The sequence below is a fragment of the Mycobacterium montefiorense genome (assembly GCF_003112775.1).
GTDB classification, from domain to species: domain Bacteria; phylum Actinomycetota; class Actinomycetes; order Mycobacteriales; family Mycobacteriaceae; genus Mycobacterium; species Mycobacterium montefiorense.
Genome location: NZ_BFCH01000008.1, coordinates 1 through 16,629, shown reverse-complemented (window position 1 = coordinate 16,629; position 16,629 = coordinate 1). Strand labels below are relative to the sequence as shown.

The following is a 16,629-nucleotide window of genomic DNA, read 5'->3' as shown; positions in this document are numbered from 1 at the left end:
GGTTTCGATGACCATCAGCGCGCCGGCCTCGCCGAACACGAAACCGGTCCGGTCCCGGTCGAACGGGCGGCATGCCCCGGCCGGGTCATCGTTGCGGGTGGACATCACGATGCGCATCTGGGCAAACGCCGCGATCGCCACCGCTTCGATCTTGACCTCGACGCCGCCGCAAATCGCGATGTCGGCCTCGCCCAGGACGATGCTGCGCCAGGCCTGGGCGATGCCTTCCGAGCCGGACGCGCATGCCGAAATCGGGCTGATCACCCCGGCCCTGGCGTGGCGTTCCAGCCCTATTGCCGCGGCGGGGCCATTGGGCATGTACTTCTGCACCGCCAGCGGTGACACAGCCTTGCGGCCTCGCGCGCGCATATCGTCGTAGCTGAACACGATTTGCTCGGCCGAGCCCAGGCCGGTGCCGACGGACACCAGCAACCGGTTGGGGTCGACCTCGGGCGAACCGGCGTTCTCCCACACTCGGCGGCTCACGATGGCGGCCATCTTCTGCAGCCAACCCATCCGGTGTCGCTCGGCGCGCGTCAACCCCTGATCGAAATCCTCCAGCAGGTGCCCGCCGATGCGTACTGGCAAGTCGTAGTGTTCGATAAACGAGTCTTCGAGAGTGCGGATTCCGCTTTGGCTGTCCAACAACAGCTTCCAAGTGCTCTCGGCATCGGCGGCAAGCGCGGTTGTCATGGCAATGCCAGTGACCACGACATTCGGAAGCGCTTTTCCGGTAACCAGCTCTGTCATTGCGAAGGTCCTCCCATGCTGACTAACGCAACCCCACGCAGATACGCAACTATTCCATCGTTGCTGGCCGGGTTCTGTCAACGGAAGGTGACCGGCAAAGCCCCCTTTAGCGGGCGAGCCGACGCGCGAATGGCGCCACGCGTTGGATGAACCGGTCGAAGAAAAATGCCGGATCGACGCCAACACCGATGTGCGCGTTGGGTTCCCGGCGCCAGTCGGTCACCGTCATGCCGCGGGTCAGGGTCCCGGCGAGCTCGACATCCACTCGGCCCGAACGGGTCGTGATGAGTTCGGGATCCAGCGCGACCGCGGCGGCCAACGGGTCGTGCAGATGCGCCAGATATCCGTGCCCGTTGTCGAAGTAGCCCTCGAGGTAGAACCGCAGCGCGTCCTCGATCACCCGGATCACCGGGTTGGACGCCGTCGACCGGGTGCCCCGTTCGTCCTCCACACTCATCGGCGTCGAGGTCGAATCCGCGGCAGCCGCCAACTTCGCCAGGGTTTGCGGAGTGATCGCGACGTTGCGGGTCAGATCCAAGCCGCACAATATCGGAAGCCGCTGCGGGCCAAGGCCTTCGGCGGACCACGCCACGAACACCTCGTGTGCTGCTTCGGGGTCCACGCTGATGTTCCATTCCGCGACGGCGGTGGTATTGCCGATGTGGTCGTAGGAGCCGCCCATGATGACCAGCCGGCGCAACAGGTTTGGCAGTGCGGGCTCGGCGCGCAGCGCCAGCGCCAGATTGGTCAACGGCCCGGTCGCCACGCCGATCAGCTCGCCGGGAAAGGCCTGCGCTGCGCGCACCCAGGCCGTCGCGGAGTCGTACTCGGTCAGCGCGGCGCCGCCGGGGGGCAGGTCAGCATAGCCCAGGCCCCGTGGGCCATGGACCTTGGAGGGGGTCCGCAGCGGGCCGGTCAGCGTTTCGTCGGCGCCCTTCGACACCGGAATGCCGGTGACACCGCACAGCTCGAGCAGGCCCAGATTGTTGGCGCAAACCTGTTGTACGCCAACATTTCCACCGGTCGAGGCGATGCCGACCAGGTCGGCGTCCGGACTGGCCAGCAGGTAGATCAGGGCCAGCGCGTCATCGACGCCGGTGTCGACATCGATGAAGACCGGCGATGGGTCCGTCACCAATGAACTCCGGGCACCAGCCGGATCGCCTTGCGGACCGGCCTGGGGACCCCGATGCGGCCGACGGCACGAACCGGGCGTTTGGGCCGCCTTCTTACCGGGGCGTGGTCGCGCTTGGTTTCACCGCTGGGCGGCGGAACTCCCAGCGCGGCAGCAGAATCGGGATACCCCAGGTAGACCTGATGCAGGATTCGACGCGAGGTTTTGGGCAGCAGGTAGTTGCCGGCTTCGGCGAGCGTGCCCAGCGGGGTGTCGATGCGGGCCGGCTTGTCGACCAGGCCGCGCACCACCATCGCCGCCGCCCGTTCGGGACTGATCGGCGCCACCGGGTTGAGCCGCTGCGACGGCGCGATCATCGGCGTCTTGACCAGCGGCATATGGATGTTGGTGAACGTGATGTGGTCGGACAGTGTTTCCGAGGCGACCACGTCGGAAAACGCGTCCAGCGCCGCCTTGGTCGGCAGATACGAGCTGTACTTGGGGTTGCGAGCCAGCACGCCGGCGCTGGAGACATTGACGACGTGACCGAATCGGCGCTCGCGCCAGTGCGGCAGCAGCGCCAGCACCATTCGCACCGCACCGAAGTAGTTGACCGCCATAACCCGCTCGTAGTCGTGCAGCCGGTCGGTGGAGTTGACCACCGACCGGCGAATCGAACGCCCGGCGTTGTTCACCAGATAGTCGACATGGCCGAAGCGGCCCAGGATGTCTTTGATGGTGTGCTCCACCGAAACAGAATCGGTGACATCACAGGTAAAGGCGTGTGCCTGGCCGCCGTTCGCGCGGATCTCGGCCACCAGCTCGTCGAGCGCGGAGCCGTTGCGGGCCAGCGCGAACACGCATCCGCCCCGTTCGGCGACCGCGATCGCCGACGCCCGTCCGATACCGCTGGATGCGCCGGTGATGATCACGTGCCGGCCCTGCAGCGCACCATCCGGCGCGTCGCGGCGGGCGCGATCGGGATCGAGATGCTCGGCCCAGTACCGCCACAGCTTGGGTGCATAGCTGGCGAACTCGGGGACTTCAATGCCGCTGCCGTGCAACGCGTTTTGGGTCGTGTCGCTGACGAAGGTGGGGGCCAGGTCGACAAGGTCCAACACCTCGGCGGGAATTCCCAGCTGGGTGGCCGCCATATTCCGCAGCAGCTTGGCGCGCCCGCTGACTTTCAGCACCGGTGCGGCCACCGCGCGAGGCAGCGACCCGCGCAGTGGGGGTAATCCGGCGGCCCTGGCGACTCCACGGTAAATTCCGCGCAGTCCAATGGTTTTCGGTGAGGTCAGGTGGAAGGTCCGCCCGTCGGTGCCGTCGCTGTGCATCAGCGCGACCAGCGCGTCGACGACATAGTCGACCGGGACGATGTTGGTGCGCCCGGTGTCGGGCAGCAGGATCGGCGTCAGCGACGGCAAAATGGCCAGCTTGGCCAGTACACCGAAGAAGTAGTACGGGCCGTCGATCTTGTCCATCTCGCCGGTGCGTGAGTCGCCGACCACCACGGCCGGGCGGTAGATGCGGTAGCGCAACCCGGGTTGCGACCGCACCAACAGTTCGGCTTCGAACTTCGTCTGGTGGTAGGCAGTGGGCAGCTGCTGGCCCACGTCGAAGTCGTCCTCGGTGTACTCGCCGGCGAAGTCTCCCGCGACCGCGATCGACGACACGTGATGCAAGGTGGCGTCCAGCCGCTGCGCCAGCCCGATGACGGCGCGGGTGCCTTCGACGTTGGCGGCGCGCTGTTCGGCCTCGCCGGCGGTGACGTCGTAGATGGCCGCGCAGTGCACCAGCTGGTCGACCCGGCCCAGCTCGGCCAACCGCTCGTCGGTCAGCCCCAGCTCCGTCAGGTCGCCGACCAGCGGTTTGGCGCGTTCACCCCACTCGGTGGCGAGATGTTCGAACCGTCCCAGCGACTCACGCCGGACCAGAATCCACACTTCGGCGTCGGGTCGAGTGTCCAACAATCGAGCTACGACGCGGCGGCCAATAAACCCGGTACCGCCGGTAACGACATACCGCATTCAGCCATGGTAGCGGGGATCAGCTGAAGTTGCGGATGCCGTCCCATTCGACCAGCGTCCACCCGTCCGACGGGTTGCCGGTGATCACCACGCGGCCGATGTTCGGCAGGGGGTGGCTGGTCAGCAGGCTGCTCTTGCCGTTGCGGGCATTCATCAGCGTCCAGGCCATGATCGCCGCGCCCTGGGAGAACACCACCGGCTTGTTGTGGCCGCTGTTGTAGACCTTGTTGACCGCGGCGGTGAACTGCTCGTTGAACTGCTTCCCGCTCAGCCCTCCCGGGATGCTGTTCTGGACGTCCCCGTTGATCCAGTCCGTCGGGGCCAGCAGGTACGTCGCACCCGCGATCGATTCGGGTTTGCCGTTGTACCAGCCGGCACCCAGTGACTGCACGCCACTGAGGATCTCGACCTGCTTGCCGAGTTCGCCCGCCAGCGGGCTGGCGGTCTGCTGCGCTTCGGCCATGGCCGAGGCGTAGACGGCGTCGAAGTCGTTGCGACCGCTCTGGTGCGCTACCTGTTGCGCCTGACCCTTGCCCTCGGCGGTGAGGCCGGGGCCCGGCGGATCGGTGTTGATGATTCCGTCGGCGTCGGCTTGGGTCTGCGCGTTTCGGACGAACGTCAGCGTGATGGCACGGGCCTGCGCCGATCCGCCGCAAGCGCCGACAAGGAGCGTTGCGGCGAGTACGGCCATTAACTTGGCGGTCTTTCCGATCATGCTGCGCGTGGCCATGTCGAATAGCCTGCCCTGCCGACAGCCCCAGGGGGAAGGGTTTGCAATGGTTGGGTGCAGAAAAGCTTGAATTTGCAGATCCGGAGGAGACGCGCATGGCGATTGACCCGAGTGCTATCGGTGCAGTGACCGAGCCGATGTTGTTCGAATGGACCGACCGGGACACGCTGCTGTACGCCCTTGGCGTCGGCGCGGGGCTCGACGACCTGTCGTTCACCACCGAGAACAGCCACGAGATCACCCAGCAGGTGCTGCCCACCTACGCGGTGATCTGCTGTCCCGCGTTCGGTGCGGCGGGCAAGATCGGAAAGTTCAACTGGGCCATGCTGCTACACGGCTCGCAAGGCATCCGGCTGCACGCGCCGCTGCCGGCGGCGGGCAAGCTGTCGGTCGTCACCGAGGTCACAGACATTCAGGACAAGGGCGAGGGCAAGAACGCGGTCGTGATGCTGCGCGGCCGCGGCACCGACCCGGATTCGCAAGCGCTGATCGCCGAGACATCGACCACCTTTGTCGTCCGGGGCGCCGGCGGTTTCGGCGGGCAGCCGGGTCAACGCCCGATAGCCCCGGAATTTCCGGACCGTGAGCCCGACATCAAGGTTGCCTTGTCCACCCGCGAGGATCAGGCGCTGATCTACCGGCTGTCCGGTGACCGCAACCCGCTGCACAGCGACCCGTGGTTCGCCCGGGAGCTGGCCGGGTTCCCCAAGCCGATCCTGCACGGGCTGTGCAGCTATGGGGTGGCGGGCCGCGCGCTGGTCACGGAGCTCGGCAAGGGCCTCGCGGCCAACATCACTTCGATCGATTCGCGCTTCAGCTCGCCGGTGTTCCCGGGCGAGACGTTGACGACGCTGATCTGGCGCACCGATCCGGGCAAGGCGGTCTTCCGTACCGAGGCTTCTGGCGCCGAAGGCGCCGAGGCCGGGCGGATCGTGCTCGACGACGGCGCGGTCGAATACGCGGCGGACTAGTTCCCGGCGTCAGCTAGCCGGCGGGCCAGACGCCCGACGAACTCGGTCGTGCTGACCGGACTATCCAGCGCGAATAGCGCGGCGGTGGCCCGGTCGCCATCGTCGTTGTGCCGCACAATGATTGGTATCCCGTCATCGCGCACCGCGTCGAACGCATCCTCGTCGGTGATGTCGTCGCCGAGATAGACCGGTGTCAAAGGTGTCGACCCGGGCAAGTGATTGAGCACCCAGCGCAGGGTTGCCCCCTTGTCCCAATCGACATCCGGACGCAGCTCGATGACTTCGCGGCCGGTGGTCACCCGCAGTGCGTCGCGCTGACCCGCTGCGCGCACCGCTGCCGTTACCTCGCCGACGCGGTCTCGTGCGGCGTTGCGATAGTGCACCGATACGCCAAACCGTTTGTGCTCCACCCTGACACCGGGAATCGACCCGAGTCGTTCGCCTAGCTGGGCGGCCGCGGATTCCAGCATCGGAATGGCCGCGGCCGCGGCGTCGTTTTGGTGGTGGATGCCATCGGGTGCGGTCAACTCGAATCCGTGGCTGCCGGCATACCAGATGCCCGGCAGGCCGACGCGTGCCGTGACGTCGGCAAGGTCGCGGCCGGACAGTACCGCGACCGGGCAGCGCGCGGCCAACTGCTGCAGCGCCGTGGCGGCACCGGCGACAAGGCACGCCGAGTCCGGATCGTTGACGATGTCGGATAGCGTGCCGTCGAAGTCGAAGAACACCGCCGGCTGCCGCGCATCCAGGCCCTCGTCGAGGAGCTGCGATGCGTCGGGCAGCTGCGACATTCGCCGGTCCCCGGTGCGCACGGCGATGTCACTGCCGTCCTTGGCGTCGATCACCAACGCGAACCCGGCCTCGCGCGCGGCCTTGGCCACCGCCGCGCTCGCCGCGACGACGACGCAGCGTCCCGCCAGTACGCCCAGCCGCCCGGCGGCCGCGGCCGGGTCCTCGGCATGCACGGTGACGTCGACACCGGCCTCACGCAGCTGCTTCACCAGCGCCGAGTCGGCGTCTTGGTCAAACAGCACCGCGTCATGGCGGCGCGGGTCGATGGTGACCGATGGCATTGATCAACCCTCTCACGGTCATCAACGCCGCTCGGCTTGGGTCAGTGGCGTGCTCGCGCCCACGGGTGGCTGGGCGGTACCCGTGGGGCAGCGCCGGGGGCCCGGCGTTTGCGGCGATCCTTGGTGAACAGCAGGACGGAGTCTTGGCTGAGCGCCGTCAGGTGCGCCATCTCCCGTTCGATCCCGGCGGCGAGCTGCCCGAGCTCGGGGGCGGCGTCGTAGCCGGCGGTGATACCGAAGATCAGCTCATCGCCGTAGCTCAACACCGCGACCCCGCTGGACAGCTGCGAAGCCGTCGGGGGAATGGGTAGCAGGCGTTCGACGGTGGCGTCCATCAGCCTCAACCGATGACGTGGCCCGGCTGCGTTGGTGGCCAGCGTGACGATGCCCGGTTGCGGAAGCCGGCTCAGTGTCAGTTGAAGCGCCTTGGCGCACAATGTAAATGGCATGAAGCTGGTTGCCAGTTCTGCAATGTTGAGGCTCTGCTTTATCGGCCTGGGTTTGTTCAAGCTGTTGTGCACGATCCGCAGCCGCCGCACCGGATCGTCGTGCTCGACGGGCAGATACCTGTTCTCCAGAGTGCGCAGCGAGCCCGCGCGCGGTTGTTCGCCACGGTGCAGCAGTACGGCCCGGAAGCCCTCGGTGATGGCGGCGAGCGCGACGTCGTTGGTGGTCACCCGGAACTTGGCGCACACCGCGTCGACGGCGGCGAGGGGAACGCGCACCGTGCCGTAGCGACGCCTGGTGACTGCCGGTTCGTTCGACGACATCCGTGCCACCGACCAGGCCGTATCGGCCAGGGTGTTCGTGACGGTGCCGGCGACGGCCGAAGCATGCCAGAGCGCATCGGCCCAGCCCCGCTTCTGGGCTTGTATCGAATTCTGTTTGGGCTCAGCTTGATTGGCAAATATATCGCTGTCGGCGCCGTCGCAGAGTCTGGTGAGAAGGTGGGCGGCAGGGACGGCTTCGGAGAGGTAGTGATGGACCTTCATCAAGATTGCCCACTTGCCCTTGAGGCCCTCGATAACCCAGCACTCCCACAGCGGGCGGTCCAATTCGAGGGGACGCTCGCACGCGTGAGCGATCGCCCCTGACAGGTCTGCTTCATCGCCCGGGCGCCCAACCGCGACGCGGCGCAGGTGATAGGTGAGGTCGAATCCCGGATCGTCGATCCATTGCCGGGCACCGCGCAGCGAGTGGGTCCGCAACACCTGGCGGCACCGCGGGATGGACTGAATACGTTCTGCAAGAAGGGATTTCAGCTGCCCAAGGTCGGGGACGGCGCCTTCGATGATGGCGACCGCGCCGGTCGCCAGGCTCGCTTGCCGGCCGGAGTCCGCCGCGGTGCGCAAACCCGCGTCAAATGCCGTTATCAGCTGTCCCATTTTGATTCCCGCCCGTGGTTGCCCCGTACCAGTATCTGTCGCCGCGCCCCATCGCGATAGATCTCTGTCCGTTAACTCTCTGTTTAGAAGTTGAAGACCTGTTTAACAACCGCTTTAACAACCGAGCATGAAATCGAACATATATTCGATAGACTGTTCGGGTGGGTTTCAGCAATGAGCCGCGAAGCTGGGCGGAAATGGAGCGGCTGCTCGACGGCAAGCCGCGGCACGCCGGCACGCCGATTGCGCAGGAACCTCCGACAGAGGCGCCCTGGTCGCGCAAGCGCGGGATGTACGAGCCGCCGAACCAGCGGCGGGGTTGCTCGTCCGTCGCCTATGCCGAGCTGCACGCGCATTCGGCGTACAGCTTCCTGGACGGGGCCAGCACGCCCGAGGAGATGGTCGAGGAGGCCGCCCGGTTGGGCTTGCGTGCGCTGGCGCTGACCGACCACAACGGTCTGTACGGGGCGGTGCGGTTCGCCGAGGCGGCCGTTGAACTCGACATGCGTACCGTGTTCGGCGCCGAGCTGTCGCTGGGCGCCGCGTCGGTTTCGCAGGCTCGTACCGAGAACCCGGACCCGCCCGGACCGCATCTGCTGGTGCTGGCCCGCGGTCCGGAGGGCTACCGGCGGCTGTCGCGGCAGCTGGCCGCCGCGCATCTGGCCGGCGGTGAGAAGGGCAAGCCGCGCTTCGACATCGACACGCTGACCGAGGCCGCCGATGGGCACTGGCACATCCTGACGGGATGCCGTAAAGGCCATGTACGCCAAGCACTTTCCGATGGCGGGCCACAAGCCGCAGAGCGGGCGCTGGCCGATCTGGTGGACCGCTTCGGGGCGCGGCGGGTCAGTGTCGAGCTGACCCACCATGGCCAGCCGCTCGACGACGAACGCAATGGGGCACTGGCCGGGATCGCGCCGCGGTTCGGGGTCGGCACCGTCGCTACCACCGGAGCGCATTTCGCGGGCCCGTCGCGACGCCGGCTGGCCATGGCGATGGGTGCCATCCGGGCCCGGCAGTCGTTGGACTCGGCTGCGGGATGGCTGGCCCCGCTGGCGGGTTCGCATCTGCGATCCGGTGAGGAGATGGCCCGGCTGTTCGCGCAGCACCCCGAGGCGGTGACTGCCGCTGCCGAACTCGGCGAGCAGTGCGCGTTCGGGCTGGCGCTCATCGCGCCGCAGCTGCCGCCGTTCGACGTGCCCGAACCGCACACCGAGGACAGCTGGTTGCGGCAGTTGACGATGGCGGGGGCGCGGGATCGCTACGGGCTCCCCGAGGGCGCGCCGCGAGCGTACGCCCAGATCGAGTATGAGCTGAAAGTTATTGCCCAACTGGCATTTCCGGGCTACTTCCTGGTGGTGCACGATATCGTCCAGTTCTGCCGGCGCAACAACATCCTGTGCCAGGGCAGGGGATCGGCGGCCAACTCCGCGGTCTGTTACGCCCTTGGGGTCACCGCGGTTGATCCGGTGGTCAACGAGCTGTTGTTCGAGCGCTTCCTGTCTCCCGCCCGCGACGGGCCGCCCGATATCGACATGGACATCGAGTCGGATCAGCGCGAGAAGGTCATCCAGTACGTCTACGACAAATACGGCCGGGATTACGCCGCTCAGGTTGCCAACGTCATCACCTACCGCGGGCGAATCGCGGTGCGCGACATGGCCCGTGCCCTGGGATTCTCGCAGGGTCAGCAGGACGCTTGGAGTAAGCAGATCAGCCACTGGAACGGGTTAGCGGACTCGCCGGATATCGAGGACATCCCGCCACAGGTGATCGAGCTTGCCAACCAGATCCGGAACCTGCCGCGGCATATGGGCATTCATTCCGGCGGCATGGTGATCTGTGATCGCCCGATCGCCGACGTCTGCCCGGTGGAGTGGGCGCGGATGGAGAACCGCAGTGTCCTGCAATGGGACAAAGACGACTGTGCGGCCATCGGGTTGGTGAAGTTCGACCTACTCGGGCTGGGCATGCTCTCGGCGCTGCACTACGCGAAAGACCTGGTGGCCGAGCACAAAGACATCGAGGTCGACCTGGCCCGCCTCGACCTCTCCGAATCCGCGGTATACGAGATGCTGCAGCGCGCCGATTCCGTCGGCGTGTTCCAGGTGGAGTCGCGCGCACAGATGGCCACCCTGCCCAGGCTGAAGCCGCGGGTGTTCTACGACCTGGTGGTCGAGGTCGCGCTGATCCGCCCCGGACCCATCCAGGGCGGTTCGGTGCATCCCTACATCCGGCGGCGCAACGGCATCGACCCGGTCGTCTACGACCATCCGTCCATGGAATCGGCGCTGCGAAAGACACTGGGAGTGCCGCTCTTTCAGGAGCAGCTGATGCAGCTCGCGGTCGACTGCGCCGGGTTTTCCGCCGCCGAGGCCGACCAGCTGCGGCGCGCCATGGGATCCAAACGCTCCACCGAACGCATGCAACGGCTGCGCGGCCGGTTCTACGACGGCATGCGCAGATTGCACGGCGCCACCGACCAGGTGATCGACCGGACTTACGAAAAGCTGGAGGCGTTCGCCAATTTCGGCTTCCCGGAAAGCCATGCGCTGTCCTTTGCGTCGCTGGTGTTCTACTCGTCGTGGTTCAAGCTGCACCACCCGGCCGCGTTCTGCGCCGCGCTGCTGCGTGCGCAGCCGATGGGTTTCTATTCACCGCAGTCGCTGGTGGCCGACGCGCGCCGGCACGGCGTGCTGGTGCACGGCCCGGACGTCAACGCCAGCCTGGCGCATGCCACCCTCGAGAACGCGGGGACGGAGGTTCGCCTCGGGCTGGGCGCAGTCCGTTATATCGGTGACGACCTTGCCGAGCAGCTGGTCGATGAGCGAAAGGCCAACGGCGCGTTTGCTTCTCTGCTTGATCTGACCACCCGGCTGCAGCTTTCCGTGCCGCAGACCGAGGCGTTGGCGACGGCCGGGGCGCTGGGCTGCTTCGGGACGTCGCGGCGCGAGGCGCTGTGGGCGGCCGGGGCCGCGGCAGCGGGGCGGCCGGATCGGCTGCCCGGGGTGGGCTCGTCGTCGCACATCCCGGCGCTGCCCGGGATGACTGCGCTGGAACTGGCTGCCGCCGACGTGTGGGCCACCGGTATCTCCCCGGACAGCTATCCGACCCAGTTCCTGCGGGCCGACCTGGACGCGATGGGGGTGGTACCCGCCGACGCGCTGGGGTCGGTGCCCGACGGCGATCGGGTGCTGATCGCCGGTGCGGTGACCCATCGGCAGCGACCCGCCACGGCGCAGGGCGTCACGTTCGTCAACCTCGAAGACGAGACCGGGATGGTCAACGTGCTCTGCACACCGGGGGTGTGGGCGCGACACCGCAAGCTGGCGAACACCGCACCGGCGCTGCTGATCCGCGGTCAGGTCCAAAACGCCAGCGGCGCAATCACCGTGGTGGCCGAGCGGCTGGGCCGCATCACCTTGGCGGTCGGCTCCAAGTCCCGCGATTTCCGCTAAACACGCAATATGTACTGGTGTGTATTGATTCAATGTTTTATGAGCGTCGAAATTAAATGCAAGTTTGCTCGCCATGGCGCTGCAATATTGGGTTGCGCTGCGGCGTTATTACTTCCTAACGCGGTCGCCAGCGCTGATCCGCCCGACCCGCACCAGCCGGACATGACCAAAGGTTTCTGCCCGGGCGGTCGCTGGGGCTGGGGCAATTTGGCCGTGTGTGATGGCGAAAAGTACCCCGACGGGTCGTATTGGCACCAGTGGATGAAAACCTGGGCGGTCGGTCCTCAGTTCTACTACGACTGCGTCAGCGGCGACGAGCCTCTCCCCGGGCCGCCACCGCCTGGCGGCTGTGGCGGAGCGATTGCGCCCGATGCGCCGCCCCCACCCCCGAGCTGATGCCTTCGCGCGCGAACGAATGGCGAAAATCTCGCCCTGAGTGCACGTTCGGCGCGCAGAGCCCACGTAACCTCCACACATGACCCTCAACTTGTCCGTCGACGAACTGCTTTCCACCACCCGCTCGGTGCGCAAACGCCTCGACTTCGACAAGCCGGTGCCTCGCGAAGTCCTGATGGACTGCCTCGAGCTGGCGCTGCAGGCGCCCACCGGCTCCAACACGCAGGGCTGGCAGTGGGTGTTCGTCGAAGACGCTGACAAGAAGAAGGCGATCGCCGACATCTACCTGGGCCATGCCCGCGACTACCTCACCTCGCCGATGCGCGAATACGCCGAGGGTGACACCCGCGGTGAGCGGATGCCGAAGGTCAAGGATTCCGCGATGTACCTCGCCGAGCACATGCATGAGGCGCCGGTGCTGATGATCCCGTGCCTGGAAGGCCGCGAAGACAAGTCGGCGATCGGTGGGGTCTCGTTCTGGGCGTCGCTGTTCCCGGCGGTCTGGAGCTTCTGCCTGGCGCTGCGCTCCCGCGGTCTGGGTTCCTGCTGGACGACGCTGCACCTGCTCGGTGACGGCGAACGCAAGGCCGCCGAGGTGCTCGGCATTCCCCACGAGCGGTTCAGCCAGGGTGGGCTGTTCCCGATCGCCTACACCAAGGGCACCGACTTCCGGCCGGCCAGGCGGCTACCGGCCGAAACTCTGACGCACTGGAACACCTGGTAACTCAGGGCTGCAGCGGCCATACCTCGACGACCCCGTGCGCGACCGCACACGGGGTCTGGCTCACCCGCTCGATCGCCGCGTCGATGTTCTCGGCCTCGATCACCGCGAACCCCGCGATCGGCAACGGCGATCGAAGGAACGCGCCCGGCTCGATCGACACCCCCGCGCCGTCCGGATTGCGCACCTGGACGGGGTTGCCGGCGCGGCCGACGAGCGCGCCGGACGAGCTGAGTTCGTCGTCGCGGGCGTGCGCGGCCCGTCGGCGGTCGTCGCTCAATCGGCGGTATCCGGCCTCGTCGCCGTAGCCGATCGTGATGAAGGTGGGCATATCAATGCTGACTCGCGGCGGGGCCAGGATTCATCGCTACGTCGCCCCGGAGTAGCCGTGCTGGCGCCAGGCCTCGTAGATCGCGATCGCCGCGGCGTTGGACAGGTTCAGTGAACGCCGGCCTGACAGCATCGGGATGCGCACCCGCGCGGTGATGTGACTGTCGGCCAGGGTTTGCGCGTCCAGCCCATCGGGTTCGGGACCGAACATCAACACGTCGCCGGGCCGGTAGGCGATGTCGGCGTACGACGTCGACGCATGCGCGGTGAACGCGATCACCCGCGCCGGCATCAGCACGTCCCACGCGGCGGCCAGCGTCGGGTGCACCGTCACCGACGCCAGGTCGTGATAGTCCAATCCGGCGCGGCGCACCTTGGGTTCGGACAAGTCGAAGCCCATCGGCTCAATCAGATGCAATTCGGCGCCGGTGGCGGCGGCCGTCCGGATGGCGTTACCCGTATTCGGCGCGATGCGTGGCGAGTAGAACATCAGCCGGAACACCACGCCATCCTCACACGGGCGATAATGCAGGCATGGTCGAGCAGAGCATCTGGATGCAGAAGGTCGCTGCCGATCCGGGGCATTCGGACTGGTACATCGAGCGCTTCCGTGCCATGTCCCGCGCCGGTGACGATCTGGCCGGCGAGGCTCGCTTCGTGGACGCGATGGTGCCGCGCGGCGCCCGCATCCTCGATGCCGGCTGCGGCCCCGGCCGGTTGGGCGGCTACCTGGCCACGGCCGGTCATCATGTGGTCGGAGTCGACGTCGACCCGGCGCTCATCGCAGCGGCCGAGCAGGATTATCCGGGTCCGCAGTGGCTCGTCGGTGACCTCGCCGAGCTGGATTTGCCCGCGCGCGGCATCGCCGAACCGTTCGACGTCATCGTGTCCGCCGGCAATGTCATGGCGTTCCTGGCCCCGAGTACCCGGGGTCAGGTGCTGCGCCGGCTGCGTGCCCACGTCGCCGACGACGGTCGAGCCGCGATCGGCTTCGGTGCCGGCCGCGACTATGAGTTCGCCGACTTTCTCGGCGACGCCGAAGCCGCGGGATTCGCGCCCGATCTGTTGCTATCCACTTGGGATCTGCGGCCGTTCGCCGACGATTCCGACTTCCTGGTCGCAATTCTTCGGCCCGCGTAGGCCCCTAGCTCTCTGCTCAGTAACGATTCTGGTGACCCAGGCCGCGGGCTGTCATACTCGTCGAATTGCCACGCGTTTACCGCTCGCGCGTCTCGGCGCGGGGGGAGCGGAATAAAAGCAGGAAGTTCATGAGCCTCTCGTTTCATTCGACGCGCAGTGTGAGCGCAGCGGTCAATCGCGCCGTTGTGACCACATGACCATGTTCAACCGCCCGGCCACCCCGGCCGAGGCGGCGCCCACCGAGTTCGCCGAGGTCTCCGCCGCTGGGGGGGCTCCGGCCAAACGCCCGCCCGCCTGGTCGCTGAGCAACTGGCCGGTCCGGTGGAAGGTGCTGGCGATCGTGCTGGTTCCGCTGATCCTGGCGGCGGTTTTCGGCGGGCTGCGGGTGAACACCGCGATGTCGAGCTCCAGCGGTCTACGGTTGGCCGCCGCCCACGCCGACTTGCTGCCGGCGCTCACCAAATACATGTCGGCCTTGGATGTCGCCTTGTTGGCGAACTCCACCGGTCGCGACGTCGACGGCGCGAAGAAGAACTACGACGCCCGCAAAGGCGAACTGCTACAGCGGCTGTCCGACACTGACGTGACCCAAGACGTTCGGTCCGGAGTGAGCACCCTGCTGAGCGGCGGCCAATCGTTACTGGACAAGGCGGCCGACAACAGCCTTGGTTTGCGGGACCGGGTGACCACCTATGCGCCGCTGCTGTTGACGGCGGAGGACGTCATCAACGCGTCGGTACGCGTGGACGATCAGCAGATCCGCGCGCAGGCACAGGGTTTGAGCCGCGCGGTCGGGGCCCGCGGCCAGATGACGATGCAGGAGATCCTGGTGACGCGCGGCGCAGACCTGCCCGAGCCGCAGTTGCGCACCTCGATGATCACCCTGGCCGGCACCGAACCGTCGACGCTGTTCGGGATCAGCCAGGTGCTAGGCGTGGGTTCGCCCGACGCCAAGACGTTGCAGCAGCAGATGGTGACCCGGATGGCGATCATGTCCGATCCGGCCAGCCTGCTCGTCGACAATCCGGACCTGCTGCGCTCGATCCAGACCACCGACACGATCGCCGAGCAGGTCATCACGGACGCGACCGCGTCGGTGACGAAGTCGGTGCAGGCTCAGGCCACTGATCGGCGCAACGCCGCGATCAGCGACGGCGTCCTGGTGCTGGCCGCCATCGTGATCGCGCTGATCGTCGTCTTGCTGATGGCGCGCGCGTTGGTTGTGCCGCTGCGCGTGCTGCGCGACGGTGCGCTCAAGGTCGCCCACACCGACCTCGAGGACGAGATCGCTCACGTCAAAGCCGGTGGCGCCGAACCGATTCCGGTGCCGCTGCCGGTGTACACCACCGAGGAGATCGGTCAGGTCGCCCATGCGGTGGACGAACTGCACACCCAGGCCCTGCTGCTGGCCGGTGACGAAGCGCGGTTGCGATTGCTGGTCAACGACATGTTCGAGACCATGTCACGGCGCAGCCGGTCACTGGTCGATCAGCAGTTGTCGCTGATCGACCGGCTGGAGCGCAACGAAGAGGACCCCGAACGCCTCGACAGCCTGTTCCGGCTGGATCACCTGGCGGCGCGGCTGCGCCGCAACAGTGCCAACCTGCTGGTGCTCGCCGGCGCCCAGCTCGCCCGCGACCAGCGTGAGCCGGTCGGACTGTCGACGGTGATCAGCGCGGCCGTTTCCGAGGTCGAGGACTACCGCCGGGTCGAAATGGCCGAGCTGCCCGACTGCATGTTGGTCGGTGCGGCCGCCGGCGGGGCCATCCATCTGTTCGCCGAGCTGATCGACAACGCCCTGCGTTACTCGCCGCCATCGACCTACGCCCGGGTTTGGGCGGCGCGTGGCGGCGACGGAGGTGTGGTGCTGCGGATCGCCGATTCCGGCTTGGGCATGAACGACGCCGACCGTCGGATGGCCAACATGCGGCTACAGGACGGCGGCGAGGTCACCCCCGACAATGCCCGCCACATGGGGCTTTTCGTGGTGGGCCGGATCGCCGCCCGGCACGGCATCCGGGTTGGGCTGCGTGGTCCGGCGCCGGATGAGGCGGGCACCGGTATGACCGCCGAGGTCTACCTGCCACCGGCGGTGCTGGAGGGCTTCAACGGCGGCCCGGCCGAAATCTCGGAGGCCCCGCGAGAGCGGATCCGCGCGGTCTCGTCGCCGAGCGCCAAGCTAGCCAGCGCGATGCCCGCGCCCGACGGTGTCCACGGCGCGGCGCGGCAGCCTCCCGTCGCGACCAGCAACGGCTCCGATCAGCCGCCACCGATCTCGTTGCTGCCCCGGCGCAGCCCCGGCTCCAGCGGCATCACCGATGTTCCCGCTGCGCCCGCCGCGCCGCGGCCACCCCAGCGCCGGCGGGAGCTGATCACGCCCCGGTGGGAGAACGAGAACCGGCAACCGCCAGAGCCGGTGCGCCCACTTCCCCCGAAACCAACACCGGCGGTCTCGGACACATCGGCATTCTTCGCCGCGCGCTCGCGGGGGACCGGCCCGGCGCCAACTGCGCCAACCACCCCGGCGACCC

14 protein-coding genes are annotated in these 16,629 nt (G+C 67.3%); 6 read left to right on the top strand and 8 right to left on the bottom strand.

What is annotated here, in order from left to right; translation table 11 throughout:
- From DB708_RS05880 to DB708_RS05865, 4 genes are all read right to left on the bottom strand, one after another.
- Positions 1-750: beta-ketoacyl synthase N-terminal-like domain-containing protein (locus tag DB708_RS05880; RefSeq protein WP_305803495.1), on the bottom strand; the 750-nt coding region annotated here is incomplete at its 3' end.
- Positions 751-856: 106 nt separating this feature from the next.
- Positions 857-1,885, bottom strand: coding sequence for a nucleoside hydrolase (locus tag DB708_RS05875; RefSeq protein WP_108921027.1), 1,029 nt, complete (start codon positions 1,883-1,885; stop codon positions 857-859).
- Entirely contained in the window at positions 1,882-3,894 is a 2,013-nt protein-coding gene (locus DB708_RS05870; RefSeq protein WP_108921026.1) for an SDR family oxidoreductase, read from the bottom strand. The genes DB708_RS05875 and DB708_RS05870 overlap by 4 nt, the downstream gene beginning before the upstream one ends.
- Before the next feature lie 19 nt (positions 3,895-3,913).
- Positions 3,914-4,624, bottom strand: a complete 711-nt coding sequence (locus DB708_RS05865; protein WP_108921025.1) for a histidine phosphatase family protein — start codon at positions 4,622-4,624, stop codon at positions 3,914-3,916.
- A gap of 95 nt (positions 4,625-4,719) precedes the next feature.
- Here DB708_RS05865 and DB708_RS05860 point away from each other — a divergent pair, with 95 nt between their 5' ends.
- On the top strand, positions 4,720-5,595 hold the full coding sequence (locus DB708_RS05860) for a MaoC family dehydratase (protein ID WP_108921024.1): 876 nt from the start codon (positions 4,720-4,722) through the stop codon (positions 5,593-5,595).
- On the opposite strand, the gene otsB is transcribed toward DB708_RS05860, so the two are convergent.
- Complete coding sequence (gene otsB / locus DB708_RS05855) at positions 5,592-6,668, bottom strand: trehalose-phosphatase (RefSeq protein WP_108921023.1); 1,077 nt, start codon at positions 6,666-6,668, stop codon at positions 5,592-5,594. The two genes, DB708_RS05860 and otsB, sit on opposite strands and share 4 nt — an antisense overlap.
- A gap of 41 nt (positions 6,669-6,709) precedes the next feature.
- A complete protein-coding gene (locus DB708_RS05850; protein WP_108921022.1) occupies positions 6,710-8,053 on the bottom strand; it encodes a wax ester/triacylglycerol synthase domain-containing protein in 1,344 nt (447 codons plus the stop codon).
- A gap of 161 nt (positions 8,054-8,214) precedes the next feature.
- On the opposite strand from DB708_RS05850, the gene DB708_RS05845 reads away from it, so the two are divergent.
- The 3 genes from DB708_RS05845 (at position 8,215) to DB708_RS05835 (ending at position 12,631) form a co-directional block, all read left to right on the top strand.
- A complete protein-coding gene (locus tag DB708_RS05845; protein WP_108921021.1) occupies positions 8,215-11,511 on the top strand; it encodes an error-prone DNA polymerase in 3,297 nt (1,098 codons plus the stop codon).
- Positions 11,512-11,562: 51 nt separating this feature from the next.
- A complete protein-coding gene (locus DB708_RS05840) occupies positions 11,563-11,907 on the top strand; it encodes a hypothetical protein (RefSeq protein ID WP_108921151.1) in 345 nt (114 codons plus the stop codon).
- Positions 11,908-11,986: 79 nt separating this feature from the next.
- Positions 11,987-12,631, top strand: a complete 645-nt coding sequence (locus DB708_RS05835; RefSeq protein ID WP_108921020.1) for a nitroreductase family protein — start codon at positions 11,987-11,989, stop codon at positions 12,629-12,631.
- A 1-nt stretch (position 12,632) separates the two neighbouring features.
- Here the strand turns inward: DB708_RS05835 and DB708_RS05830 are convergent, their stop codons facing one another.
- On the bottom strand, positions 12,633-12,959 hold the full coding sequence (locus DB708_RS05830; RefSeq protein WP_108921019.1) for a YciI family protein: 327 nt from the start codon (positions 12,957-12,959) through the stop codon (positions 12,633-12,635).
- A gap of 36 nt (positions 12,960-12,995) precedes the next feature.
- Entirely contained in the window at positions 12,996-13,460 is a 465-nt protein-coding gene (locus DB708_RS05825; protein WP_108921150.1) for a tRNA (cytidine(34)-2'-O)-methyltransferase, read from the bottom strand.
- A 32-nt stretch (positions 13,461-13,492) separates the two neighbouring features.
- Between DB708_RS05825 and DB708_RS05820 the strand changes: the two genes are divergently transcribed.
- On the top strand, positions 13,493-14,098 hold the full coding sequence (locus DB708_RS05820; protein WP_108921018.1) for a class I SAM-dependent methyltransferase: 606 nt from the start codon (positions 13,493-13,495) through the stop codon (positions 14,096-14,098).
- Positions 14,099-14,291: 193 nt separating this feature from the next.
- On the top strand, positions 14,292-16,629 hold a 2,338-nt coding region (locus DB708_RS05815; protein ID WP_108921017.1), incomplete at its 3' end, for a sensor histidine kinase.

Bases quoted from the DNA above. Each gene is read 5' to 3' on its own strand.
- DB708_RS05870 (WP_108921026.1), bottom strand. From the start codon at position 3,894: ATGCGGTATGTCGTTACCGGCGGTACCGGGTTTATTGGCCGCCGCGTC.
- DB708_RS05865 (WP_108921025.1), bottom strand. From the start codon at position 4,624: ATGGCCACGCGCAGCATGATCGGAAAGACCGCCAAGTTAATGGCCGTA.
- DB708_RS05860 (WP_108921024.1), top strand. From the start codon at position 4,720: ATGGCGATTGACCCGAGTGCTATCGGTGCAGTGACCGAGCCGATGTTG.
- otsB (WP_108921023.1), bottom strand. From the start codon at position 6,668: ATGCCATCGGTCACCATCGACCCGCGCCGCCATGACGCGGTGCTGTTT.
- DB708_RS05850 (WP_108921022.1), bottom strand. From the start codon at position 8,053: ATGGGACAGCTGATAACGGCATTTGACGCGGGTTTGCGCACCGCGGCG.
- DB708_RS05835 (WP_108921020.1), top strand. From the start codon at position 11,987: ATGACCCTCAACTTGTCCGTCGACGAACTGCTTTCCACCACCCGCTCG.
- DB708_RS05830 (WP_108921019.1), bottom strand. From the start codon at position 12,959: ATGCCCACCTTCATCACGATCGGCTACGGCGACGAGGCCGGATACCGC.
- DB708_RS05820 (WP_108921018.1), top strand. From the start codon at position 13,493: ATGGTCGAGCAGAGCATCTGGATGCAGAAGGTCGCTGCCGATCCGGGG.